Source organism: Marinimicrobium alkaliphilum (assembly GCF_003259155.1).
Taxonomy (GTDB): domain Bacteria; phylum Pseudomonadota; class Gammaproteobacteria; order Pseudomonadales; family Cellvibrionaceae; genus Marinimicrobium_A; species Marinimicrobium_A alkaliphilum.
Window position 1 is genome coordinate 122,403 of sequence record NZ_QGMQ01000003.1, and the last position, 25,256, is coordinate 147,658.

Consider the following 25,256-nt stretch of genomic DNA (forward strand, 5'->3'; position numbering starts at 1 on the left):
GACACAATCAGAGAACACTATGGAGCACTTTACCGAGCGCCAGGGCGAATTGTTTGTCGAATCCCTGCCCCTGCGCCAATTGGCCGAGCAGTTCGGCACGCCCACTTACGTCTACAGCCGCGCCGCCTTCACCGAGCGCTACCTGGCTTACGCCCAGGCTCTGGGTGAGCACCCGGGCATGATCTGCTACGCGGTCAAAGCCAACGCCAACCTGTCGGTACTGAATGTACTGGCGCGTCTGGGTGCGGGCTTTGATATCGTCTCGGGGGGCGAGCTGGAGCGGGTCTTGCGCGCGGGCGGCAAACCCGAACGCATCCTGTTCTCGGGCGTCGGCAAAACCGCCGAGGAGATGGCGCGCGCGCTCGAGGTAGGCATTTTCTGCTTTAATGTCGAGTCCGAAGCCGAGCTGACGCTGCTCAGTGAAGTCGCGACCCGTCTGGGTAAAACCGCCAACATCTCCCTGCGGGTCAATCCGGACGTGGATGCCAAAACCCATCCCTATATTTCCACCGGATTGAAGGAAAACAAATTCGGTGTCGATATTACCCAGGCGCCCGCGGTCTATCGGCGGGCGGCAGCGCTGCCGGGGATCAGCATCCAGGGCCTGGACTGCCACATCGGCTCACAACTGACCGAATTGACGCCGTTTCTCGATGCCCTCGACCGGCTGTTGCTGCTGATTGACGAGCTGGCTGAGAACGACATCCGGATCCATCACCTGGATCTGGGCGGCGGCCTGGGCGTGACCTATCGGGACGAGCAACCGCCAGCGGTAGCGGACTATATGGCTGCCGTCAAAGCCAGACTGGGCGACCGCCCGCTGAGCCTGATGTTCGAGCCCGGCCGCTCCATCGCCGCCAATGCCGGTGTGCTGCTCACCCGGGTGCTCTACCTCAAGCCCACCGAGCACAAAAACTTTGCGGTGATCGACGCGGCCATGAACGACAACATCCGCCCGGCGCTCTACCAGGCCTGGCAGGCCATTCGCCCACTGCAAGCGCGCGCCGAAGGCGAAAAAACCTGGGATCTGGTGGGCCCGATCTGCGAAACCGGCGACTTCCTGGGCAAAGACCGCAATTTGTCGCTCGAAGCCGGAGATTTGCTGGCAATTATGTCCGCAGGCGCTTATGGTTTCGCTATGAGCTCCAACTACAATACCCGCGGGCGCGCCGCCGAGGTCCTGGTAGACGGTGACCAGGTACACCTGGCCCGCGCCCGGGAAACTTTTGAGGATCAGGTACGCGGCGAAACCGTACTGCCGGAATAACAGGGATACCAATGCGACTGCGCTTTACCAAAATGCACGGCCTGGGCAACGACTTTATGGTGATCGACGGGATCAGCCAGCGCGTGCGCCTAAGCCCGGAAGAGATTCGGCGATTGGGCGACCGTCATTTCGGGGTCGGCTTCGACCAGTTATTGCTGGTGGAAATCCCCACCCGCCCGGACGTGGATTTTGGCTACCGGATTTTTAACGCCGATGGCTCCGAAGTCGAGAACTGCGGCAACGGCGCGCGCTGCTTTGCCCGCTTTGTCATCGACCGGCAACTGACCGGCAAGCGCACCATCCGCGTGGAAACCGCCGGGGGCCTACTCACCCTGGACGTCGACGACAATGACGATGTTCAGGTCGACATGGGCGTGCCGCGTCTCGCGCCCGCCGACCTGCCGTTTACAGCCGACGCGCAAGCGGTGACCTATCCGCTGACGGTCGATGACCAGACGCTGGACATTTCTGCCGTCTCCATGGGCAACCCTCATGCGGTGACGCTGGTCGACGATATCGAGCAGGCGCCGGTTGAACAGCTGGGGCCGCTGGTGGAAAACCACCCGCGCTTCGCCAAGCGCGTCAACGCCGGTTTTATGCAAGTACTCTCGCGCTCGGAAGTGTGCGTGCGGGTATACGAGCGCGGCGCGGGCGAGACCCTCGCCTGCGGCACCGGCGCCTGTGCGGCGGTGGTGGCGGGACGCTTGCGCGGTCTACTCGACCCGGCGGTGACGGTTCACCTGCCCGGCGGCGCACTGCGCATTCACTGGGAAGGGGAAGGTCAAACGGTTATCATGACCGGACCTGCCACCACTGTGTATCACGGACAAATCAAACTATAAAATGACTGATAAAACTCGCCAGACAGCTTCTCTCAGCGCCCAGCAAGTGGCCGACTACCTGCAGGCGCATCCGGATTTTTTTGTTGAGCACGGCAACCTGCTCGGCGACCTGAACCTGCCCCACGATAGCGGCAAGGCGGTGTCGCTGATTGAACGGCAAGTTGCGGTACTGCGCGAGCGCAACATGGATATGCGCCACCGCCTGGGCAAACTGCTCGACAACGCCCGGGAGAACGATCGACTGTTCGACAAAACCAAGCGTCTGGTGCTGACGCTGATCGAAGGCCAGGACATGGGCGACGTGGTCGATGCGCTTTACTTCGCCTTCGACAAGGAATTCGACATCCACTACACCAGCCTGGTGCTGTTTGGCTACGCCAACAAAATCCCCAGCAGCCAGGCGCGAGTCGTCACCGTCAATGAAGCTCGGGACAACATCCCGGATCTGCTCAAAAGCAGCCGCGCCACCTGTGGCCGTCTGGGCGATAAAGAAAAGCAGTTTCTGTTCGGCAAGGACAGCGCCGAAGTCGGCTCCGTCGCCACTATTCCGCTGATGCACGGCACCGCCTTCGGCCTGCTCGCCATCGGCAACCGGGATCCGGATTACTACCGTTCCAGCATGGGCACCCTGTTTCTCGGCTACATTGCCGAAGTGCTCAACCGCCTGCTGCCCCGGCACCTGCCCCGGGGCTGATGGCCCGACGCCGGGAGGCTGCGTATGCCCCACGAGACCAACGACACACTGCCGTTTCACACCGAAGTGGACGCCTTTCTGCATTACCTGCGCACCCAAAAGCAGCTCTCACCGCACACCTGCAACAGCTATGGCCGTGACCTGGCGAGCTTTCAGAGCGGCTGCGCGCGCCTCGGCTTCGAGCATCTGGACGCGCTCCACCCCCAGGATATTCGCCAACTGTTGGCCGCCGAGTTCCGCCGCGGCCTGGCCAGTAAAAGCCTGCAGCGCTGGCTCTCGGCCCTGCGCAGCTTTTTTCGCTACGGTATTCGCAAAGGCTGGCTCAAACACAACCCCGCCGATGGCATTCGCGCGCCCAAGGCCACCAAAAAACTCCCCAAACTCCTGGACGTGGACCAGGCTGGGCAGTTTATGGAACTGGGGGGCGACGGCTTTCTGGATTACCGGGATCGGGCGCTGCTGGAGTTGATGTATTCCTCAGGCCTGCGCCTGGCGGAAGCGGTGAGCTTGAACGTGGCCGACATCGACCTGCGCGAAGCCATGGTCAGTGTCACCGGTAAGGGAAGTAAAACCCGTATGCTGCCCATCGGGCGACTGGCGGTGAAAGCACTCAAGGCCTGGTTGGGGCACCGGGAGACCTGCGTAAAAACCGGCGAGCATGCACTCTTTATCAGCCAGAAAGGCACCCGCCTGAGCCACCGCGCAGTACAGGCGCGGCTCCAGCGCCTGAGCCTGCGTCAGGGCATGGATACGCCCGTACACCCGCACATGCTGCGCCACTCTTTCGCCAGCCACATGCTCGAATCCAGCGGCGATCTGCGCCTGGTACAAGACCTGCTCGGGCACGCCAATATCGGCACCACTCAGATATACACCCACCTGGACTTTCAGCACCTGGCCAAGGTCTACGACAAGGCGCATCCCCGAGCCCAGCGCAAGCCAGACTCGGGCGAGGACTGAGAGCCGGTCAACCCGGTCTAGAAAGCCCGACCGCCAAAATCCGAGGCGGGCTTCTTCGGGGGTACACTGCTGAATGCGGTGGGCAGCTCATTGATCTTGCCACCGCGCGCCAGGAACGCTTCGATCTGAGCGTTGAGCTCATCACGCATGCGCTGACGGGCCGCAATACTGAAGTCTTCCAATGGCTCTGAGCGGCGACTGGTGGGCTCATCGTCCACCTCGGTGTCGTCGTCGAGGGTCTCCTCTTCCAGAGTGTTTTCCTCAACACTCTCGTCCAGCAGTTCTTCGGGTTCTTCTATAATTTCACGCCGAGCCATAGTCACCACCTGTCAGTAGCGGAGTGGGGTTTTCGCCTTCTTTATATCGCAGTCAGATGTCAGCGTCATGAAAAAATTCAGCGATTTTTAGGCTTTTTTTTCCTTACCTGCGTACCTGTTCAAGCTTTTGGTTATGATGGCCAGAGCGGCCGTCCGGCGAGCGCTACCGAGCCATGTATAATGGCGGTTTTCGACCCTGCAATACTGGATTTTTTATGAATAGCAACCTCCTGCTGCGCCACTACCCCGAGTTGCACCATCTGCCCCCCGAGGCCCAACTGAGCGTGCTTGAGAAAGCCAAAGAAGACGCCTTTGGCCAGAGCCAGAAGCTGCGCATCTGGCGCAAGAACATGGTGACGCTCGCCATCATCTGCGCCATTTCCTTTGGCCTGGTGATGTGGGTCGGTCCAGCCCTGGGACTGCCCGGTGTGGCCACGGCGGTGGTCATGATGGTCGTGGTGCTACCGGTGTTTATGATCGTTCAACAGCGGCGCTATATCGCCGACCTGCGACCGGCGGTGCAGGCGCGGCTGGCGGCGTACGAACAGGCGCAATAAAAAAGGCGCGCTGTTGCCAGCGCGCCTTTTTCGATCGGGCCCATCGGGGCCCAAGCAGAGGACTTAGATAGCGTCCGGGCCGGTCTCGCCGGTACGGATGCGGATGATCTCCTCCAGCGGGGTAATAAAGATCTTACCGTCGCCGATTTTACCGGTCTGTGCCGCCTTGGTAATGGCTTCTACAGACTGTTCAACCATGGAGTCGTCAACCGCCAGCTCGATTTTTACCTTGGGCAGAAAGTCGACCACGTATTCCGCACCACGGTAAAGCTCAGTGTGACCTTTCTGACGACCGAAGCCTTTGACCTCGGTCACGGTCATGCCCTGTACGCCCACTTCAGACAGTGCGGTACGCACATCGTCGAGTTTGAAGGGTTTTACAACAGCAGTAATCAGTTTCATTGCATGTTCCTTTAAGTTGCGTCTAGTGACTTGTCAGCTCTTGAGCTCACCGGGGCGGGCGGTTAGCGCGCCTTTGTGTCTAGCTTACACACAGCCCCGGTGAAATTCATCTGTTACTTGTTGACGAACTCTGGGTAGGCTTCCATACCGCACTCGCTCAGGTCAACACCTTCGTACTCTTCCTCTTCGCTCACACGGATACCGATAGTGGCTTTGAGGATAGCCCAGACAATCAGGCTAGTCACGAAGACCCAGACAAAGATAGTCAACGCACCGATGATTTGCCCACCGAAGGACGCATCGCCAGTGACCGGCACAGCCAGCAGACCAAACAGACCGACAACACCGTGAACAGAGATGGCACCGACGGGATCATCGATTTTCAGCTTGTCCAGACCGACGATAGAGAACACAACGATCACGCCACCGATAGCACCGATGATGGTGGCACCCAAGGCGCTCGGGGTGTCCGGGCCAGCAGTAATGGCAACCAGACCGGCGAGGGCGCCGTTCAGGGCCATGGTCAAGTCAGCTTTACCGAACAACAGGCGGCTGACAATCAACGCAGCGACCAGGCCGCCAGCAGCAGATGCGTTGGTGTTCAGGAACACCATAGCCACTTCGTTGGCAACGGAGATATCGCCCAGTTTAAGAACCGAACCACCGTTGAAACCGAACCAGCCCATCCACAGGATGAACATACCCAGGGTCGCCAGGGGCAGGTTAGCACCGGGAATGGCATTGATTTCGCCGTTCGGGCCGTATTTGCCTTTACGTGCACCCAGCAGCAGAACACCCGCCAGAGCCGCAGCAGCACCGGCCATGTGCACAATACCGGAGCCGGCAAAGTCACTGAAACCCAAGTCTCCCAGAGTGTACAGACCAAAGACCGAAGCGTCGCCCCAGGTCCAGCTACCTTGCGTCGGGTAGATGACACCGGTCATAACCACAGCAAACGCCAGGAAGGCCCACAGCTTCATACGCTCAGCGACCGCACCAGACACGATGGACATGGCGGTAGCCACGAACACCACCTGGAAGAAGAAGTCAGAGGCCGGCGCGTAGATAGAGTCGCCCTCGAAATCGCCACGGTCAGCGTACTCGCCCAGTGTCGCCGCAACGTCAACTTCGCCGATGCCGGACAGGAAGGGGGCACCGCCGTACATGATCGCGTAACCGCAAACCAGATACATGATGCACGAGATCGCGTAGAGCGATACGTTTTTGGTGAGAATTTCGGTTGTGTTTTTAGCCCTTACCAGGCCTGACTCCAGCATAGAAAAGCCGGCAGCCATCCACATAACCAGCGCACCGCACACCAGGAAGTAAAACGTATCCATGGCGTACTGTAGGTGAAAAAGATTTTCTTCCATTATTGATTCCCCGTCGATGTTTACGTGTTGATGCTCGGCTTTGGCACAGGTCTTTTCGGGAGCAAGGCCTGGCCGAACGTGTTCATCGTGGGGGATTGCACAGAGTAGGCCAAGTCACTAATAATGTTTAATTTCAATGGGTTAGCTTTAAAAGCGGGGTGAACCCCAGGAAATTCGGGGCACCAATAGCGGGCTCGCGCCCCAAAATCGAACACACCCAAAAGGCATCCGCACCATTTTGGTGCCGAATGGCACGCAAATCGCGCTTCTTGCCTCTGTCTCACTGTCCTGGGCTCGGCTTTGCTACAATAGCGAGCACATCCACGCGCACTCTTTGAGCGGACCGACGCCATGAATGACTTTGCCCAACGCTTTTTTCAGGACCTGAAAGCCCAACTCCCCCAAGCCGCACAACTGCTGCCCAAGAAAGAACTCCAGGCCGCCCTGCAGTCGAGCCTGAATCGTCTCGATCTGGTGACCCGGGAAGAGTTTGATGCCCAGTCCGCCGTGCTCCAGCGCACCCGCCAACGGCTCGAGGCGCTTGAGGTGGAGCTGGCGCAACTGCAAGCCCAGCTGGACCGACCCGCGCCCGAAAACGACAAATAGGTCACAGCGCAGGCGAGCGCTTTGCCCTAGACTGGGCCTTTTACTGACCAAGGATGGACTATGTCACTCGCTATTGTTTACTCACGTGCCAAACTCGGCGTCGAAGCCCCCCTGGTCACCGTCGAGGTGCACCTCTCCAACGGCCTCCCCGGCCTCTCTATTGTCGGACTGCCGGAAACAGCCGTGAAAGAGAGCAAGGATCGGGTACGCAGCGCCATCCTCAACAGCCACCTGGAATTCCCCGCCCGGCGCATCACCGTCAACCTGGCCCCCGCGGATTTGCCCAAAGAGGGCGGCCGTTTTGATCTGCCCATCGCCATTGGCATTCTGGCCGCGTCGGAACAATTACCCATGGAGGCACTCACCCGGCACGAGTTTCTGGGTGAGCTGGCCCTGTCCGGGGATCTGCGTCAGGTGGGCGGGTCCCTGCCGGCGGCGCTGGCCGCCGGCGATGCCAAACGTGCACTGATAGTGAGCGCCCACAATGCCGCCGAAGCGGCCTTGAGCACCATTACGCAGGTCCATGGCGCGGACAACCTATTAACAGTGTGCGCTCACTTACACGGGCGCGAGGCGCTCCCCAAAGCCGAGCCCGAGCCCCCTATCAGCGAGCGGGTGATTCAGGATATCCGCGACGTCAAAGGCCAAACCCAGGCCAAGCGCGCCCTGGAAGTGGCGGCCAGCGGCGGCCACAACCTCCTGTTCTTCGGCCCGCCGGGCACCGGTAAAACCATGCTCGCCAGCCGCTTGCCCGGTATTCTCCCAACCCTGCAGGAGCGCGAGATGCTGGAAGTGGCAGCGGTGTATTCGGTCGCCTCGGGCAGCCAGAGGGCCATCAGCCACGAACGGCCCTTTCGCGCGCCCCACCACACCAGCTCAGCGATCTCGCTGGTAGGCGGCGGCGCCCACCCCAAGCCCGGAGAAATCTCCCTGGCCCACAGCGGCGTCCTGTTCCTGGATGAGTTGCCGGAATTTTCCCGGCACGTGTTGGAGGTGCTGCGCGAACCGCTGGAAAGCGGCGAAGTGCGGATATCCCGGGCCAAGGCCCAAACCACCTACCCGGCGCGCTTCCAGTTGATCGCGGCCATGAATCCCTGCCCTTGCGGCTACCACGGCAACGATGACAACCGCTGCCGCTGTACCCCGGATCAGATCCGCCGTTACAAGGATAAAATCTCCGGGCCACTGCTGGATCGCATTGACATGCACGTGCCCGTGCGCCTGCTCAAGCGCGAGGAGCTCCAGAGCCCGGCCAGCGGCGACAGCAGCACCCAGATCCGGGATCGGGTCGAGGCCGCCCGCGCGCGCCAGATTGCGCGCCAGGGCAAGTGCAACCACCAGCTGACACCGCCAGAGCTGGACACCGTCTGCCCGCTCACGCCTGCGCAACACCAACTGCTTGACGGCGCCATCGACAAGCTCGGGCTCTCGACCCGCGCCTACCACCGGGTACTCAAAGTGGCGCGCACGCTGGCGGACATGCAGGGTGAGGAAGCACTTACAAACGGGCATATCACCGAGGCGCTGAGTTATCGCAATCTGGACCGCCAGAAACACTGAAGCGGGTCCCCGGCTCTGCTACAATGCGCGGCTGTCCAGTCACTGTGCAAATCGGCCGCCCGGCCAACCGAGGTAGTGTGAACCAACTCAACCCCCGCCAAAAAGAAGCTGTCCACTATATCGACGGCCCCTGTCTGGTACTGGCGGGCGCCGGCAGCGGCAAGACCAGCGTGATCACCCGCAAAATCGCCTACCTGATTCAGCAGTGCGAACTGCCCGCCCGGCATATCGCGGCCCTGACCTTTACCAACAAGGCCGCCCGGGAGATGAAGGAGCGGGTCGCAAGCCTGGTGCGCGGCCCCGCCGCCAAGGGCCTGACCGTCTCCACCTTCCACAACCTGGGCCTGAACATTATCCGTCGGGAGTACAAAGCCCTGGGCTACAAGCCCGGGTTTTCGATTTTTGATGCAGAGGACGCCCGCTCGCTGCTCAAGGAGCTGATGCTCAAAGACGGGGAGATGGACAGCGACCTGCTCAACCGGGTACAGCACCAGGTTTCCAACTGGAAGAACGATCTGACCACGCCCGAGCAGGCGATTGCCATGGCCCAGAGCCCCGGCGAGCAGACCATCGGCATGATCTACCAGCGCTACAACCAGGCCCTGCGGGCCTACAACGCGGTCGACTTCGACGATCTGATTCTGGTACCGGTGGAGCTGTTTCAGAGCCAGCCGGAGGTCCTGCAACGCTGGCAACGCAAAATCCGCTACCTGCTGGTGGACGAATACCAGGACACCAACTCCAGCCAGTATTTGCTGGTGCAACTGTTGATCGGCAACCGGGGGGCGCTCACCGTGGTAGGGGACGACGACCAGTCCATCTACGCCTGGCGCGGCGCCCGGCCGGAGAACATGTCCCTGCTCAAGCAGGATTTCCCGCAACTGCGGGTCATCAAGCTGGAGCAGAACTACCGCTCCACCAGCCGGATTCTACGGGTGGCCAACCACCTGATCGCCCACAATCCGCACGACTTTGAGAAGGCCCTGTGGAGTGAGATGGGCCTGGGCGATCCCATCCGGGTGGTGCGCTGCGTCAATGAAGACGCCGAAGCCGAGCGGGTCGCCACCGAGATCCTCACCGACCGACTGCGTCTGCAGCGCAAGTTCCGGGACTACGCCGTGCTCTATCGGGGCAACCATCAGGCCCGGCTGCTGGAGATCAAGCTTCAGCACCACCAGATTCCCTACAAGATCAGTGGCGGCTCCTCCTTCTTCAGCAAGACCGAGATTAAAGATGCCATGGCCTACCTGCGCCTGGTGGTCAATCCGGACGACGATAATGCCTTTTTACGGGTGATCAATACCCCCCGGCGTCAGATCGGCACCAGCACCCTGGAAGCGCTGGGCCACTACGCCACCGAACGGCATATCAGCTTATACGCGGCTGTGGATGAGGTGGGCTTTCAGGGCCGGGTGGCGGACAAGGCCCACGAACGTCTGCAACGCTTTGTCCACTGGCTGGGCAAAGTCAGCGACAACTGCCGGGGCGACGCGCCCGTGCATGCGATCCGCGAAATGCTGGAAGACATGGATTACGAGGGCTGGCTGCACCAGAACGCCAGCACCCCCAAGGCCGCCGAACGGCGCTGGGAGAACGTCAATTACCTGGTGGAGGCGCTTCAGAAGACCCTTGAGCGCAATGAGGACGACAACCAGGAAGGGGATGTACGCATTGAAGACGCCATCGCCAAACTGGTGCTGCGCGACCTGCTCGAGCGCCAGGAGGAAGAGGATCTGAGCGATCAGGTGCAACTGATGACCCTGCACGCCTCCAAGGGCCTGGAGTTTCCCCATGTGTATATGGTGGGCATGGAGGAGGATCTACTGCCGCACCGCAACAGCATTGAAGACGGCAACATCGAAGAGGAACGGCGCCTGACCTACGTGGGTATCACCCGCGCCCAGCGCACCCTCACCATGACCCTGGCCGGCAAGCGCAAGCAGTTTGGAGATATCAGCGAGACCACCCCGAGCCGGTTTTTGGAGGAGTTGCCGCAAGAGGATGTGGAGTACGAGGGGTATGGGGAGCATAACCCCGAGAAGAACAAGGCGAAGGGGGAGGAGACCCTCAACAGTTTGTTGAATATGTTTGATTGATATTGGCGGGGTTTGGGTGCCTCAGGTGTCGGATTACGCCCTGCGGGCTAATCCGACCTACTCGGACATTGGGGCCTTGAATCTGGGGGCATTTGGGGGCCCATTGTCGGATTACGCCTTCGGCTAATCCGACCTACGCGGGCGTTGGTGCGTTGGATTTGGGGGGATTTTCGGGGGGTGGTGCCGGATTGTCGGATTACGCCCCTTTGGGGCTAATCCGACCTACGCGAACATGGGTGCGCAGTTTCCAGTAGGTCGGATTAGCCGAAGGCGTAATCCGACAAAACGTGTCGTAACCCAAAAAAACGTTCCGAAAACCGACAAAATATCCCAAAACCGCGCCGTATTCCGGCAATATTTTCGGGGATGGTGCCGGGTTGTCGGATTACGCCCCTTTGGGGCTAATCCGACCTACTGGCTCTGCTCGATCATGTAATCCACGGTTACGCGGATCTCTTCTTCCGAACAATTCATACACAGGCCCATGGCCGGCATGCCGCCGATACCGTTGATGGCATTGGCATACACTTCATCGATATCCCGGGCAAACACATCCGCCCAACTATCCGCATCGCCCATTATCGGGGCGCCAGCCACACCGGCGGCGTGGCAGGTCGCGCAATGCGCGTCATAAATTTCACCGCCGCTGCGCGGCTCGTCGGACGCAGCAGCGGTCGGTGCGGCGGCACAGTCTTCGCCTTCCATGCACAAGGTGCCTACCGGGGCCAGACGCTGCTGCATGGCTTCGCTCAGGCGGTCAGATTGTGCAAAGGCCAGGGTCGACATGCCCAGAGCCACCACCAACATCAGGCGAATCATTTGCTTCATTTGAATCACAGTGCTTTCCTCATTGTGTCACCGGGCCACTCGGGCAGCCCGCCATAAAATTCGATCGCGGCATTATACCCACAAAGCCCCCTTAGGGCTATGGTCCCCCGGGGGCCACCAAGGGCGATAACGGGAGGCTGTATCTGGCGTCAGATACTGCTATCCTGAGTCCTGGAACGGCACCGCAAGGACTCACAATGGAATACGATAATGTCACGCTGACAGCCTACTTGAGCGCCCTGGTCGTCTCGGCCCTGCTCACGGCGGTATTTGGCTATCAAAAGCTCAAGGCGCAGCGCACCGGGGTTTTCGTCTATGCCGCCGCAGTGCACACCATTCACCTGGCCAGTATCACCCTTGCACTGGCAGGCTGGTTTCGCTTTCCAGTGTGGTTGCTGTTCTTCGAAACCCTGCATTTCGCGGTGTGGATCTACGCCATCCATCAGTTGTTGCGCCAATTCACCCCGGATGGCCGGCTGCCGCGCAGCCTATTGATTCTGTTCGGCCTCGCCTGGCCGGTCACCCTGGTCGCCCTGCTGGGTGCCCTCATCAACCTGCAGGTCATGCTCGCGCTCGCGCCCTGGTTCGCACTGGTGCTGGCGGTCATCAGTCTCGCCAGTACCGAACAGCTTTTCCGTCAGGCCGCGGCCAACAACCGCCAGATCAAGCTGCTCTGCCTATGTCTGGTCGCCCTGTTCCTGTACGACATCTACCTGTTCACCCACGTGCTTATCTTTCAGGAGATCGACTCGCTCATGTGGCAAGGGCGCGCGGCGGTGTCGTCCGCCGCTTTCCTGTTTATGGCCCTGGGGGCACTGCTGTTGATGCAACAGCGCGACGACCGACCCGCGCATTTCAACCTGTCGCGACCGGTCGCCTTTTACAGTACCTCGTTAGTAGCTGTCGGTTTTCTTATCACTATGCTGGCACTGGGTGGCTATTACGTGCGCCTTTACGGCGGCGAGTGGGGCACCATCGTCTACGGCTTTTTCATGGTGGGTGCCGTGCTCTCGATCGGCGCCGTGTTTGTGTCCTCGCGCATTCGCTCGAACCTGTCGGTACTGATCAACAAGCACCTGTTTCGTCATAAATACGACTACCGCAGCGAATGGCTGCGACTGATCAACTTCCTCGCGCAACCGGCGGACAGCAGCGAAGTGAATATGCGCGCGTTTTACGCCGTGGCCGCCATCACCCGCACGCCCGGCGGCGCCCTGTGGCTGCGCAAGCAGAATCGCTTTGAACCGGTGTATCAGGCGGGGCTGCCCTACCATATGGACCTGGAAGCCGAATCCGTGGACAGCCCCTTTTGTCGCACGCTGATCGAATCCGAATGGGTGTTCTTCCCCGACGGCGCCGAGGGCCAAGCCCTCGGGCAATACAACGAACGCCTGCCCGACTGGGCCCACCGTATTCCCAAACTCTGGCTGATCTTCCCTTTGATTGTGGGCGAGGAACTGGTGGGTTTTATGGCGCTGACCAAACCGCTGGCCAACGCCGAGCTCACCTGGGAAGACCTGGACCTGCTTAAAACCATGGGCCGACAGCTGGCGAGCTATCTCAAACGTCACCAGCAAGCCGAGCAACTGGCCGAGGGCCGTCAGTTTGAAACCTACAACAAACTGGTCGCCTTTATTATCCACGACCTGAACAACCTGATCGCCCAACAGGCACTGGTGGTGCGTAACGCCGAGCGCCACAAACACAACCCGGAATTTGTCGACGATGCCATCCACACCATCAGCAACTCTGTGGAGCGCATGAACAAACTCCTGCTCAAGCTGCGTCCGAGCGCGAGCGAAGTCATCTCCCGCATCAGTCTGCACGGCGCACTGGCGGAAGCGATCGATGAGTGTAATGACACCAGCGGCAGACTCAGCGCCGAACTCAACCCGCAGCCGACGAGCCTGGACGCCGACCAGATGCGCCTGGTCAAAACCTTCAGCCATTTTATCAAGAACGCCCTGGAGGCCACACCCGACGACGGTCGCGTTCATGTTACACTGGACTACAAAGAACACCTCGCCGTTGTTAAGATTGAGGACAACGGCAGCGGCATGGATTGGGACTTTATTCACAACCGCCTGTTCAAACCCTTCGAGACCACCAAGTCCGGCAAGGGTATGGGCATCGGGGTGTACCTGTCCCGGGAATACATCAGCGACCTGCGCGGCTCGCTGGACATCGCCAGTAAACCAGGACAAGGCACCACCGTCACAGTGACACTGCCCGTAATACAGGACTAGAGCGCCCGACCACTATGAGCCATAAAGCGAACGACAACCCGACGCTGTTGATCATCGAAGACGACAAGGGCCTGCAGGGACAACTACGCTGGCACTTCGATAGCTACGAAACCGTATTTGCAGAAAACCACAAGGACGCCATCGCCGCCCTGCGCTTGCATGAGGCACCGGTGATCATCCAGGACCTGGGGTTGCCGCCGGACCCGGACGGTGTCGATGAAGGTTTCAAATGCCTGGAAGACATCCTGCGCATGGTGCCCACCAGCAAGGTGATTGTCATGACCGGTAAAACCGGCCAGGAACACGCCATCCGCGCCGTCGACATGGGCGCCTACGACTATTACCAGAAGCCCGTCGACCCGCAAACACTCGACCTGATCGTCAACCGCGCCTTCAATATCTTCAACCTGGAAGAAGAAAACCGCCGGCTGCAACAACTCCATCAGGAGCCGCTGGAAGGGCTGGTCACCAACGACCCGCAGATGCTCAAGATTTGCCGGATGCTGGAAAAAATCGGGCCCGCCAACGTCACCTGCACCCTGCTGGGTGAAAGCGGTACCGGCAAGGAAGTCCTGGCCCGCGCCATCCATCAGCTCAGCCCGCGCAACGAACAGCGTTTTATCCCCATCAACTGTGCCGCCGTGCCGGAAAACCTGATCGAAAGTGAACTCTTCGGCTACGAGCGCGGTGCCTTTACCGGCGCCAACAAAACCACCCTGGGCAAAGTCGAAACCGCCCACGAAGGCACCCTGTTTCTGGATGAAATCGGCGACATGCCCCTGAATCTGCAGTCCAAGTTACTGCGCTTCCTGCAAGAGCGGGTGATTGAGCGCGTCGGCGGCCGCACTGAAATCCCCGTGGATGTGCGCGTGATCTGCGCCACCAACAAAGACCTGAAGCAGATGGTCAACGAAGGGACTTTTCGGGAAGACCTGTATTACCGAATCGGGGAAATGGTGGTGGAAATTCCGCCGCTGCATCAACGTACAGGCGATAAAGCCCTACTGGCACGGCACTTTCTGAAAAAATTCTCCCGCGAGCACAACCCCCAGGTCAACGGCTTCACTCCGGACTGCGTGGCAGCGCTGGAGGCTTACCCCTGGCCCGGCAATATTCGGGAAATGGAAAACCGGGTGAAACGGGCCGTGATCATGGCCGATGGCAAACAGGTCACCCGCGACGACATGGGTCTGATCAACGACAGCGACGACCTGGCCCTGTCACTGAATTTACGTCAGGTCCGGCAAGAGGCCGAGAAGCACGCGATTTTACGGGCAGTAGCGATGACCGATAACAACATCTCGGCGGCGTCCAAGTTGTTGGGCGTCACCCGGCCCACCTTCTATGACCTGATCAAAAAGCACGATATTCCGCTGGGCAACCAAGCACCGCAAGCCAAGTAGCAATGACGGCGCCACTGGGCACCAGCGACCGCTTCTTCCCGCTTCACCATCGGGCCGGGCTGTTCTACTCCCCGGCCTGGCTGGATGCCTGGCAAGCGGCCTGGGGTGATTTCTCAGGCATAACCCGGTTTGATGACGCTTCCCTTCCCTTCTACCACACGCGCGCACTGAAAAAGGGACTGGTCCCCATCGCCAGCCTGGTACCCATCGGCGCGGGCGGGCCGGGCGTGCGAAGCATCCGCTCGGAATACCTCTGCCTGGCCCCGGAAGCGTCGCATTATCTCGACAAGGCCCTCACCTACCGCTGGGATCAGTTGCTGCTACCCGACGTCATCATCGACAGTGCGGAGTATCATTCAGCGATCGCCCAGGCGAAGGCGCACGGCCTGCTGGCCATTGAACTGCAACGGGAACTCAGCTATGCGGTGGACCTGCGCAGCGGCACTTTCGACAACTACCTGCAATCCCTTGGCAAACACTCACGCTTGCGTCTGTACAACCGTCGCAAGCGCCTTGCCCAAGAGGCAACCATCACGCAGGAAGACATGTGGCCGGACCAAAGTGGATTTCTGGATCTTCTCAACGGCTTTCATCAGGCACGCTGGGGCAAACCCTGCTTTGACGGCCGTAACCTGGAGCAGGTCTCCCAGCTGCTGAAAAAGCTGCCGGAGCACGGCGCCAAGGTCGAACTGTCAGTGATGTCGGCAGATGGGGAGCCAGTGTCGGTGGTGCTGGATATTATCAGCCAGGGGCGCTGCTACAACCTTCAATCCGGGTACCGGGAAGATGCCTTTAAAGGCGTGTCCCTGGGCACGCTGCACTTCGGCTACCGCATCGAACGGGGATTTCAGCAAGGCTGGGATCACTACGACTTTCTTGCCGGCACCGGTAAAAATGCCAACTATAAGGCATCTCTGGCAAACACCGATACCGAGCTTGCGACTCTCGCCCTGGTACGCTCGCTGCCGCTCAAACTGGCTTACCGGCTCAGGGGATATGCTTCACTATCGGCGGGCCCAGCCAACGTGACACCCACACCGGCAGGCGCTGCCACACCGCGATCATCAATTTGAATTTGGGGTTGTCCGGATTTAATCCCGGCAGCTCGCCGCCCTCAGGCAAGATGTAGTACCAGTGATGCTCATGCGGCTCGGCGCCCCACTGCTTCTTGAATCGGTAAGTGCCTGCATCCCGGGTCGAGCGTCCAAAATCAAAGAAATCGTAACCCTGCTCCACCGCGTAATCCAGAATGCGCCGGTACATCCACATGTTGGTGTCCAGTGTATTTGCGCGGCGTAAGGTCGACGCCCACGGAATCTCCAGCATGCCGTTATGGCCCATAAGAAAACCGGCGGAGACCGGCCTGGCATCCACGTACACCACAACCAGACGCGCGTTCAGCTCATCACGCTGGAGGATTTCAGAAAACCAGCGCTTGGTGTAAACCGGCGTCCCCAGGTCGCGCATATTGTGAGCAAACACCCGATAAAAGTCGTCCAGCAATTCCAGGCCGCCAAAGCAAATACCGGGGCGTGCGGCGTCTGCCTTTTTGCATTGAGCTCTTACCTTGGCCCCCAGCTGTGTGTCCAGCGCCTCTGCACTGTCGGGCAGCGCAAGCACCATGGACACTTTCTTGGTCACGCCCGGCAAGGGCAGGCCCGCCTGCATGGTACGAATTTCAATGTGCTCAAGGCGCTCATCGACCACCACTTGCTGAAGATGGGCGATCAGCGCGGAGGCAATCGTGCCATACTCGGCCAGCAGGCCGCCGTAGTTGAAGTAAGGCACCGACACCGCAAAGCGGCCAAACAGGAAATGAGAGAAAAAGGTGAGGGGCACACCCCCGAGGACTTTTCCATCGGGATCAAAGGCCGCCCAGACCCGAGTGGTTCGACCGAAGGCGTTGGCCATCACGTCCCGCCACAGGGGCTGACAATACAGCGGTGCCTGGGGCGTGCTGCGCACAAACTCCTGCCACGCCTGCCAATCGTGTTCGTCCGCCAGCTCGCGGATGACGAACTCACCCTCGTAGAGGCGCTCAAGCGGCAACCGATAAAACGGTGGTTCAAGTTGATCCGGATCGGATGAAGGCGCCAGCATTGTCAACGCTTCACTCAGGGCGCTCTCTTCGGCCTTCAACTTGGCTTCGACAGCCTTACACGTTTCTGCCACGTGGGTCATTCGCGCCACCAGATCGGCGTGCTCGGCCGAACCAGACTCTACGGCCTTAAACTCCCGGGCCACCACCGCTTTTTTCTGCTTCAGTGTCTTTAGTGTCCGTTTGAGCTCGCGAAGGTGACCGGCTTTCCCGAGCAACAAGGCCCCGTTTTTATCACTGCCGGAGAATCCGGCGTCAGCGAGGGCTTTTTCGGGGTTCTGCAAAAACGTTTTTGTATCCATACTGAAACTCAGGGACTCTATCAAACGGGAAACTTACTGCGCAATGCTTCAAGCCAGGAGGTATAGCGTGCGAACTGGTCGAGGTGGTTCGGGAAGCCAATCCGCGCCACGCGGAAAGGGTTGCGCGCGATCTCCCGATAAAAGGCGACTTTTGAAATGGTGCTGACGGCAGCTTTATAACCGGCCTGCTTTACCAGCTGTTCGTGCTCAGGCGCAAAATCGAAACGCGTACCCGAGGGGTAACAGAACACGCCCGACGGCGATACCAGCTCGGTCGACAAGCGGTTTTGTGAATGGTTGAGCTCTGCCGCCACCTGCTCATTGTCCATCGCATTGAGCAAGTTGTGGCTCCGGCTATGAGAACCGATAACCAGGCCCTGACGCTCACTGGCCCGCAACAGGTCCCAGCTCGCAGGGCGATAACCGTCAGGCGCCTTAGCGGGAATGGTCAGATCGCAGGCTACTTCCAGCGCGGCTAAAAACGTCTGCACCTGGGTTCGACTCATACGCTTGGCGTAACTGACCAGGCGGCGACGGGCCTCAACCCGCGCGTCCGCATTCACCAGCGATATCGCCGTGTTCTGGTTATCGAGTGCAAGCTGAATCTTGTCTCGGCGCGTACTTCTCACCGCATAGGCCACTTTGGCATCCCAGGGCCAATCCAGGTCATCGGCAAAATCGGTAATGGCAAACAGGGTGGGCTTTGCCTCGGCCTCCAGCAGCACCGGCACCAGCCGTGTCAGCTGATCCTCGTAGCCATCGTCGAGGGTGATACAAATCTGTGGCCGCTCCGGTTTCAAGCCGACACGGGCGGCCGCAATCACCTCATCCAAGCCCACAAAGGTGAAGCGACGTTTGCGGGCGTAATCCAGGCACTCCCGTAAAAACGTCTCGGAAATACCGTTGAACGCGCCATTCTCCGGCTTGGGGCGGTGCAGGGTAAAAATGGTCACGTAGGGGCCAGCAAACCCGGAGAAACAGCGCCTCAGAGTATGACTGAACATGATCGACTGCAGGCCCCGGTTTATCATAAGCGGCCTCTAGACCCAACCCGACAGGCGGGCATCAAAGCGGGTAGGCGTGTTGGCGATATCGTCGTGAATACCGACCCGGGTCAGCTCGTGCAGTGCCAAGGTGTCGGACTGATTGATCCCCCGGTTGGTGGTTACGGCGGCCTTGTAGGTTTCTTTCACCAGCGCCAGCGCTTCCGGATTGAAATCGCCGTTGGGGAAACAAAACAGATCCACCGCCCGCTGAATTTTGTCTTCAAGCCGCGCCTTGCTGGACACAATCTCGTCACTCAACGCCTGGGCGGGCAAGGCGGAGGTCAAGCGGGCATGGGTCCGTGTGTGGGAGCCGATATCAACCAGCCCGGAGGCCTGCATGTCCAGCAGCTGCTCCCAGTTCATCAACGCTGGCACCATGGCACTGGGAATCTGGGCGCGCCAGTCCATCGCGTCCAGCGCGCCGAAGATCTCCGCATCCGAGCGGGACTTGAGCCGCTTTATCGCGCCCGCCACCGCCTCCTGATCGGGATAGGCTTCGTGGGTCGCCGCGTCCGCCAGCACCGGGTCATTCTTGAAACGCGATCCGGCACCACTGAGGAGCAGGCTGGCCACAATGTTGGGCCAAAACTGAAAGTCGGTACCGATCTTGTCCACCACGGCAAAAAGCGTGGCCGGGGCGTTGTACTGCTTCAACAACGGAAAGGCGTACTCATAGTTGTCCCGCCAGCCATCGTCAAAGGTGATTGCGCAAGCTTTTGGCGGCAATTCCCGCCCCTCTTCCCGGGCACTCACCCAATCCTTCAGGGACACCAGCTCAAAATGCTTACGCAGTTGCTGCAAATGCATCTCGAAGCTTTCCGGCGTTACCCGCATCCCCGGCTCTTCCAGGTGGTAGCGCTCGTCGGTGACCGGAAGTATGCGGTGGTACATCAGCACCCATAGCCGTGGCGTCGCCGAGTGCTGGCGATGGGCGCCATAGCGACTCGCCAGGGAAGTCAGCACAGGCTTGAGCGGCTTCTTGATTAACGCTTTTACCATCGCACTATCGCCCCACAAGTTGCTTGATGTAACACGTCAGTTCGTACCACGCCGGCTTCAGATCCCCAAAGCGGTTGACCTCGTGCCGGCAACGCCAGCTGGGTAACAGAAACCCGAACAACCGGCGCAACTTCTGAGCGGCGCTATAGGGCCCCTTGCAATAGATATACAGGCTGTCCAGATCCCCCAGCCACCAGCGCAAGCGCTGACCAATCCGGTAGGTCCAGTCCCGATCGATAGCCTGTGACTGATGAACTTGCCACAGTAATAAAGGAAAATCGACGCCAGCGTCAACGGCCAATTGCAACGACCCCCAAAAGCGGGTGTTGACCTCCATCAGATAGGGTTGCCCATCCGGGGTCACCCGGAACTCGACCATGGCCACACCGTGCCACTGACAGTGGTCAAGCAGAAGCTCCGCGTAACGGCTCAGTTCGGGATTGACCGCAACACTTTCACTCAAAACACTGACGCCACCCTGCGGAGGTTTTTCGCGCACACGCCGATGGGCAAAATTGGCAACCGGCTGTCCGTGCCCATACAGATAGAAAACGCCCGCACCACTGCCCGGCACAAAGGCCTGAATCATAAAAGGATAGTCGGCCAGGTAAGGCGACGCCGCCAGCTCTGCCTCCAGAGCCTCGGCGTTTTCGACCACCTTCACCCGGGTATGAATCCAGCCGCTTCCAGTGTAGATACGAGACAGGCAGGGCTTGATGACACAGGGGTAGTCCAACGCCTGGAGCTTCAATTCATCGGCTTTGGCAAAGCGCCGGGTAGCGGGGTAGGGAATACCCAGCTCATCCGCCAGCGCCATCAACTCACCTTTGTCCGCCATCGCCATCACTTGCTCGTAGCGGGCGAAAGGAAAGACACCGCTCGGAAACCGTTCCTGATTCATCAGCAGCAGCTGACTGGTCACCTCGGTGACCGGAAGCACCATCGAAAACGGTGTCTCCGCCAGAAGATCTTCCAGCCACTGCAGAAAAGCGTTGGGCTCGTCTTCGGGACTCGGGGTTTTTAGATAGGTTTTGGAATAACGGGAGCATCCCGCTAGAGCTTTTTGTTTAGCGTCAGCGGTATACACAGTCAAACCCGCTCGTCCCAGCGAACGAACCACCGACAAGGCGCTGCGTTGCGCTGCATCCAAAACCAACACTCTGTTATCCATAAAAACCTGACTTTTCCTTACCCCTAAATTCGTTACCCGCCAACGCTCACAAGTGTCGATAATCCTTACACCCGATCGTGTAGTAAGGGAACATGCGCCTATAGTAAACTGTTTGTCAGTTGTCCGGATAGGGATTAAGGGTACATGAGCCAACACCCAGGGTCGATACTACACCTGATTGACACAACAGGCCCCGGTGGAGCAGAAACGGTCTTTACACAATTGGCCGCTCACACACATCGCGAGGGTTACCGCACGCTTGCCATCATTCGCGGCCCGGGTTGGGTACGTGATGAACTTGAGCGTCTGAATATCGAAACCCGGATCATCAATTGCAAAGGCTCTTTCAATCTGACGTTCCTGCGCGAGTTGATTCGCACCATCAGACAGGAACGCGCCTGCCTGATACAGGCTCACCTGCTCGGCTCGTCTGTCTATGCCAGTCTCGCAGGATTACTGACGCGCACCCCGGTGATCAGCACCTTTCACGGTCACGTGGACGTCTCTCCCAAAGAGCGGCTGCGCTGGGCAAAATTTCTCATCATTCAGCTGGGCAGTAAAAAGGTCATTGCGGTAACCCAAAAGCTCGCGACCATGCTCAACAACGTCAAGACCCTGAGCGTCCGACGCATCACCACGATACCCAACGGCATCGATACCGATCACTTTGAGCAGGCGCCGCCGGCACCGTTGCGCGAGACCTACGGCATTCCAGCCACGGCCCTGGTGATCGGGTGCCTGGGCAACGTCCGCCCCGCCAAGAACTACACACTCGCGATAGACACGCTCAAGCAACTGACAGATGACGGCGCGGACGCCTACCTGTTGATCGCGGGCGATGACACCAACACCCTGGCCCAATCGGTAAAAGCCCATGTGGAAAGCCTCGGGATGAGCGACCGAGTGCGCTGGCTGGGGTTCTACGGTGACAACGCGGGCTATTTGAAAGGCCTGGACGTATTCCTGCTGACCTCAAGCTCCGAGGGACACCCCCTCGCCCTGACGCAAGCCATGGCGGCGGGCACACCGATTGTCAGCACCGCTTCCGGTGTCGAAGAGATCGTGAGCCACGGCAAAGAAGCACTGATCGACCATACCCATACCGCCAGGGCGCTGGCTGAGCAGATTCTGACACTGACTGGTAATGACGCAGAGCGCTCAAGTCTGGTCGACCAGGCAAAGCACCTCGCCTCCGAGCGTTACAGCCAGCGGGCCATGATTGCGGCTTATGACAGCCTCTATCGCGAGCACCAACGACTGCGGCCCAAGCACACCAAAGCCGCGCAGTTCATCATCGACCGGTTCGGCAGCAAGCGTGCGCTACTGACAACAGTCAATCTGACACTGACCGATGTGTTCACCCGGCGTTACGACCGCTACAAACAGATACCTGACGCTATCGGCCGCGTCGTGTTTGTGTGCAAGGGGAATATCTGCCGGAGCGCTGCCGCCGAAGCTGTTTTCAGAGCATCATCGGACATACCCACAGCCTCGGTAGGTCTGGATACGCAGACCGGACACCCGGCGGACCCGCGCATTAACCGCATTGCCAATGCCGCAGGACTGGATATGAGCCACCACAGAACCACGGCGGCCCGAGACTTCCAGCCTCAGCCTGGCGATCTCTACATTTGCATGGAGCCGAGGCACTTGCCATTGCTTCAGGAACAACTCGGAGACGTGCCGGCGGTGTTACTGGGAACCATTACCAAGCCGACTCGCCTCTACATTCACGACCCGTACAGTTCTTCCGACGCCTACGCCCAACGATGCACACAGAGCATCACCGCACGCACCAAACAGCTGGCACAGCAGTTAGAAGCCCACACCGCGAGCAGGAGTCATTCCCGTGCAACTGGTTAAGGACGCCAAATCTTACCTCTCGCAGCTCAAGGGGCACCATCTCGGATTTTATCTTGCTGCGGCGTATCTGTTTTTTGAATATTTCCGGCCTCAAGTCATCTATACGGCTATCGATGTTCCTCCTTGGGCCAGGAGGGCACATCCGAGTCACGACTTATCTATTGGGAGAAGAGCTGGGTAATGATGACTGAACACAAATGGACTGGCGTGGAGAACTATGCGTTTCCCAGCTACCTTGAGTACCATTATGCCTCTTATGTGGTGCTTGAAGAGTTCAGCTACAGAAGGGAGGTTGCGCACTACACGTATATTCAAGCAAGTAGCGAAATGGGATATCCTGAGCAGATTTTATATTTAGTTATTCTTTTTCATATATATAGACTGTCGAATCAACCCTCAAGATTGGCGTGCCCTGTCCCACACGACAAGGATCTGATTTGGGTGACAGCCTACTGCAAAGGTAGAAATATCACCCTTACCGGACACATGGTAGTATCAATTTTTATGTCTGTTGCCTTCTACCCTTATGTTTATTTATTTTTAATGCTAAATCAATCCGCGCTAAACGCGGTCCGGAAACAGGCAAACCTGCCTCAGAGTAACGCCTGAAAACCGATTCAGAAAGCGTTAAACGAAATAATTTGGATCAACAATTATGTGCGGAATTTCAGGGTTAGCTCTATTCAATAAAGCCTCTTCGATGGAGTTACGCTCCTATCTAGACCCCATGGTTGAAAATCAAAACCACAGAGGTCCAGACGCGTCGGGAATTCATATCAACGACCAGAAAACGCTAGCTCTAGGCCACAACAGGCTATCAATAATTGACTTAAGTTTCTCCGCCAACCAGCCAATGTCTTCCGAGTGCGGAAATTTCACCATTGTCTTTAACGGAGAGATTTACAACCACAAAGAGCTCGCTACAATACTAGAAAGGCAAGGTATTATTTTCCGAACCCATAGCGACACAGAAGTACTGCTGTATTGCTTGATCTGTTTAGGAGTAGACGAAACGATTAGAAACTTGAAAGGGATGTATGCCTTCGCATTCTACGACTCAAAGGAAGATGTTCTGACGCTTGCTCGCGATTACATCGGCGAGAAACCGTTACATTACTGTATCAACGAAAGAGGATTGGCATTCAGCTCTGAGCTAAAAGCGCTATTCGCCTCAGGATTTCTCAAGACAAAAGAAATAAACAAAGAGTCTCTTGCACAGTATTTTAGATATGGATACATACCTTCACCAAACACGATCATCAATCAATGCTACAAGCTTCACCCAGGGCACTCTTTGACGTACTTCTCTAGAGATAAGAAGATAACAACAAAAGATCATAGACGAGAAACCCTTACATCTGAAAAGAACAAGTGCCCTAATGTTGAGGATTACCCCTCAGCTAAAAGCGCACTAAAACACCGGCTTAACTCCATCATTGAAAGGCAGTCTATTTCGGACGTCCCCCTTGGAGCTTTTCTTTCCGGGGGCATCGATTCAACGCTTGTGACCTCCGTATTGCAGTCACAGAGCGAGTCTCCAGTTGATACCTTTACTATTGGGTTTACAAACAAGGCATTTGACGAATCATCGTATGCCAAAGACATATCAAACTACCTAGGAACAAACCACAATGAAGTTATCCTGGATGGAAACGATCTGGTCGAAATGCTAGACACCTACTGCGACGTATTTGACGAACCTTTCGCTGACGCTTCGGCACTTCCGTCGCTCGCGATAAACAAGCATGCGAGAAAATCCGTAAAGGTCTGCCTTTCAGGTGATGGAGGGGATGAGCTCTTCTGTGGATACAACCGCTACTCCCACACATTTCAAGCACACACTCGAATGTCTAAGCTTCCCTCATGGGCAGCAAGAACCATTGAGCTCGCGCATGGCTCACTGAGCTCTGAAAAGGTTGATCATTTCTACCATGTACTTATGCGAATACTGAGACGGCCAACGTCCTCGAATATAGGCCTAAAGTTACAGAAGCTCGTGGCGGCTAAAAACTACAAATCCGCGTCTGAATACTACACTTACCTATGCTCATATTGGACTAATTTAGAAGACCTTATAGGCGTTTCAGACGACACAGGAGTCGTTCCTTTCATAAGTAACGAAAACGAGGTAGATTTTATCAAAAGCGCAATGTCCTGGGACATGGAGAACTATCTCCCGGGTGACAACCTTGTAAAAACCGATCGCACAAGTATGCATAACAATTTGGAAATTAGAGTACCCCTACTCGACATCGATATGCTAGCACTTAGTAACAGTATGCCGCTTGACCATAAATACTACAAATCTCAGAAGAAGTTTATTTTGAAAGATACACTAACGGACTACGTTCCTAGCAAATACATCGATAGGCCAAAAATGGGGTTCACACCACCAATCGGAGATTGGCTTAATAGTTGCCTAAACGAACAATTAAGAGAGTACCTTTCTTCCGAAAGAATCAGAAAGGGTGGAATTTTGTCCGAGCCCGCCATCTTTCAAACGATAACAGAACATCAAACCGGCTTCCGGGATCATTCAAATAAGTTGTGGGCAGCGCTCATATTCCAGCGATGGCACGAGAGACATTACGAACACATCAAGATTAGTTAGGTAACTTTCTATAAT

22 protein-coding genes are annotated in these 25,256 nt (G+C 57.9%); 14 read left to right on the plus strand and 8 right to left on the minus strand.

The genetic code is table 11. The features are described from left to right. The first annotated feature begins 19 nt into the window (after positions 1-19). From lysA to xerC, 4 genes are read left to right on the plus strand one after another with little or no spacing between them, the layout of a single operon-like run. Complete coding sequence (gene lysA / locus DKW72_RS06050) at positions 20-1,267, plus strand: diaminopimelate decarboxylase (protein ID WP_111641448.1); 1,248 nt, start codon at positions 20-22, stop codon at positions 1,265-1,267. An 11-nt stretch (positions 1,268-1,278) separates the two neighbouring features. Continuing rightward, positions 1,279-2,109: a diaminopimelate epimerase gene (dapF, locus tag DKW72_RS06055; RefSeq protein ID WP_111641449.1), complete on the plus strand. Its 831-nt coding sequence runs from the start codon at positions 1,279-1,281 to the stop codon at positions 2,107-2,109. A 1-nt stretch (position 2,110) separates the two neighbouring features. Then, complete coding sequence (locus DKW72_RS06060) at positions 2,111-2,803, plus strand: DUF484 family protein (protein ID WP_111641450.1); 693 nt, start codon at positions 2,111-2,113, stop codon at positions 2,801-2,803. A gap of 24 nt (positions 2,804-2,827) precedes the next feature. After that, positions 2,828-3,763 (plus strand): tyrosine recombinase XerC, encoded by a 936-nt coding sequence (gene xerC / locus DKW72_RS06065; protein ID WP_111641451.1) that lies wholly within the window; start codon positions 2,828-2,830, stop codon positions 3,761-3,763. A 17-nt stretch (positions 3,764-3,780) separates the two neighbouring features. Here the strand turns inward: xerC and DKW72_RS06070 are convergent, their stop codons facing one another. Beyond that, positions 3,781-4,080 carry a hypothetical protein gene (locus tag DKW72_RS06070; protein WP_111641452.1) on the minus strand — a complete coding sequence of 100 codons (300 nt, stop codon included), beginning with the start codon at positions 4,078-4,080 and terminating at the stop codon, positions 3,781-3,783. A 215-nt stretch (positions 4,081-4,295) separates the two neighbouring features. Here DKW72_RS06070 and DKW72_RS06075 point away from each other — a divergent pair, with 215 nt between their 5' ends. Next, complete coding sequence (locus DKW72_RS06075) at positions 4,296-4,637, plus strand: hypothetical protein (RefSeq protein ID WP_111641453.1); 342 nt, start codon at positions 4,296-4,298, stop codon at positions 4,635-4,637. Positions 4,638-4,700: 63 nt separating this feature from the next. Here the strand turns inward: DKW72_RS06075 and DKW72_RS06080 are convergent, their stop codons facing one another. Further along, the gene (locus tag DKW72_RS06080) at positions 4,701-5,039 is read right to left on the minus strand and encodes a P-II family nitrogen regulator (RefSeq protein ID WP_111641454.1); all 339 of its coding nucleotides are present in this window, start codon (positions 5,037-5,039) and stop codon (positions 4,701-4,703) included. Between the two features lie 113 nt (positions 5,040-5,152). Next, positions 5,153-6,412 (minus strand): ammonium transporter, encoded by a 1,260-nt coding sequence (locus tag DKW72_RS06085; RefSeq protein ID WP_111641455.1) that lies wholly within the window; start codon positions 6,410-6,412, stop codon positions 5,153-5,155. A 351-nt stretch (positions 6,413-6,763) separates the two neighbouring features. Here DKW72_RS06085 and DKW72_RS06090 point away from each other — a divergent pair, with 351 nt between their 5' ends. From DKW72_RS06090 to rep, 3 genes are all read left to right on the plus strand, one after another. Next, positions 6,764-7,018, plus strand: a complete 255-nt coding sequence (locus tag DKW72_RS06090) for an accessory factor UbiK family protein (protein ID WP_111641456.1) — start codon at positions 6,764-6,766, stop codon at positions 7,016-7,018. Between the two features lie 60 nt (positions 7,019-7,078). Beyond that, a complete protein-coding gene (locus DKW72_RS06095) occupies positions 7,079-8,578 on the plus strand; it encodes a YifB family Mg chelatase-like AAA ATPase (protein WP_111641457.1) in 1,500 nt (499 codons plus the stop codon). 77 nt (positions 8,579-8,655) lie between these two features. Then, positions 8,656-10,674: a DNA helicase Rep gene (rep, locus tag DKW72_RS06100; RefSeq protein WP_111641698.1), complete on the plus strand. Its 2,019-nt coding sequence runs from the start codon at positions 8,656-8,658 to the stop codon at positions 10,672-10,674. 411 nt (positions 10,675-11,085) lie between these two features. Here the strand turns inward: rep and DKW72_RS06105 are convergent, their stop codons facing one another. Beyond that, a complete protein-coding gene (locus DKW72_RS06105; protein WP_111641699.1) occupies positions 11,086-11,502 on the minus strand; it encodes a c-type cytochrome in 417 nt (138 codons plus the stop codon). 197 nt (positions 11,503-11,699) lie between these two features. Here DKW72_RS06105 and prsK point away from each other — a divergent pair, with 197 nt between their 5' ends. Genes prsK through DKW72_RS06120 form a run of 3 tightly spaced genes read left to right on the plus strand, consistent with a single transcriptional unit; the run spans position 11,700 to position 16,224 of the window. After that, positions 11,700-13,748 carry an XrtA/PEP-CTERM system histidine kinase PrsK gene (gene prsK / locus DKW72_RS06110; protein ID WP_111641458.1) on the plus strand — a complete coding sequence of 683 codons (2,049 nt, stop codon included), beginning with the start codon at positions 11,700-11,702 and terminating at the stop codon, positions 13,746-13,748. A 14-nt stretch (positions 13,749-13,762) separates the two neighbouring features. Next, complete coding sequence (gene prsR / locus DKW72_RS06115; RefSeq protein WP_111641459.1) at positions 13,763-15,151, plus strand: PEP-CTERM-box response regulator transcription factor; 1,389 nt, start codon at positions 13,763-13,765, stop codon at positions 15,149-15,151. Between the two features lie 2 nt (positions 15,152-15,153). Beyond that, positions 15,154-16,224 (plus strand): GNAT family N-acetyltransferase, encoded by a 1,071-nt coding sequence (locus DKW72_RS06120; RefSeq protein ID WP_111641460.1) that lies wholly within the window; start codon positions 15,154-15,156, stop codon positions 16,222-16,224. Here DKW72_RS06120 and DKW72_RS06125 read toward each other — a convergent pair. From DKW72_RS06125 to DKW72_RS06140, 4 genes are read right to left on the minus strand one after another with little or no spacing between them, the layout of a single operon-like run. Next, positions 16,139-17,551, minus strand: a complete 1,413-nt coding sequence (locus DKW72_RS06125; RefSeq protein ID WP_198411241.1) for a FemAB family XrtA/PEP-CTERM system-associated protein — start codon at positions 17,549-17,551, stop codon at positions 16,139-16,141. The genes DKW72_RS06120 and DKW72_RS06125 overlap by 86 nt on opposite strands. A gap of 20 nt (positions 17,552-17,571) precedes the next feature. Next, entirely contained in the window at positions 17,572-18,582 is a 1,011-nt protein-coding gene (locus DKW72_RS06130; RefSeq protein WP_111641461.1) for a polysaccharide deacetylase family protein, read from the minus strand. Positions 18,583-18,591: 9 nt separating this feature from the next. Then, entirely contained in the window at positions 18,592-19,596 is a 1,005-nt protein-coding gene (locus DKW72_RS06135) for a polysaccharide deacetylase family protein (RefSeq protein WP_111641462.1), read from the minus strand. A gap of 4 nt (positions 19,597-19,600) precedes the next feature. Continuing rightward, positions 19,601-20,767, minus strand: coding sequence for a carboxylate--amine ligase (locus DKW72_RS06140; protein WP_111641463.1), 1,167 nt, complete (start codon positions 20,765-20,767; stop codon positions 19,601-19,603). Between the two features lie 144 nt (positions 20,768-20,911). Here DKW72_RS06140 and DKW72_RS06145 point away from each other — a divergent pair, with 144 nt between their 5' ends. From DKW72_RS06145 to asnB, 3 genes are all read left to right on the plus strand, one after another. Further along, a complete protein-coding gene (locus tag DKW72_RS06145) occupies positions 20,912-22,630 on the plus strand; it encodes a glycosyltransferase (RefSeq protein ID WP_111641464.1) in 1,719 nt (572 codons plus the stop codon). A 180-nt stretch (positions 22,631-22,810) separates the two neighbouring features. Then, a complete protein-coding gene (locus DKW72_RS06155; protein WP_111641466.1) occupies positions 22,811-23,239 on the plus strand; it encodes a hypothetical protein in 429 nt (142 codons plus the stop codon). Between the two features lie 46 nt (positions 23,240-23,285). Then, positions 23,286-25,241 carry an asparagine synthase (glutamine-hydrolyzing) gene (gene asnB / locus DKW72_RS06160; RefSeq protein WP_111641467.1) on the plus strand — a complete coding sequence of 652 codons (1,956 nt, stop codon included), beginning with the start codon at positions 23,286-23,288 and terminating at the stop codon, positions 25,239-25,241. Positions 25,242-25,256: the final 15 nt, after the last annotated feature.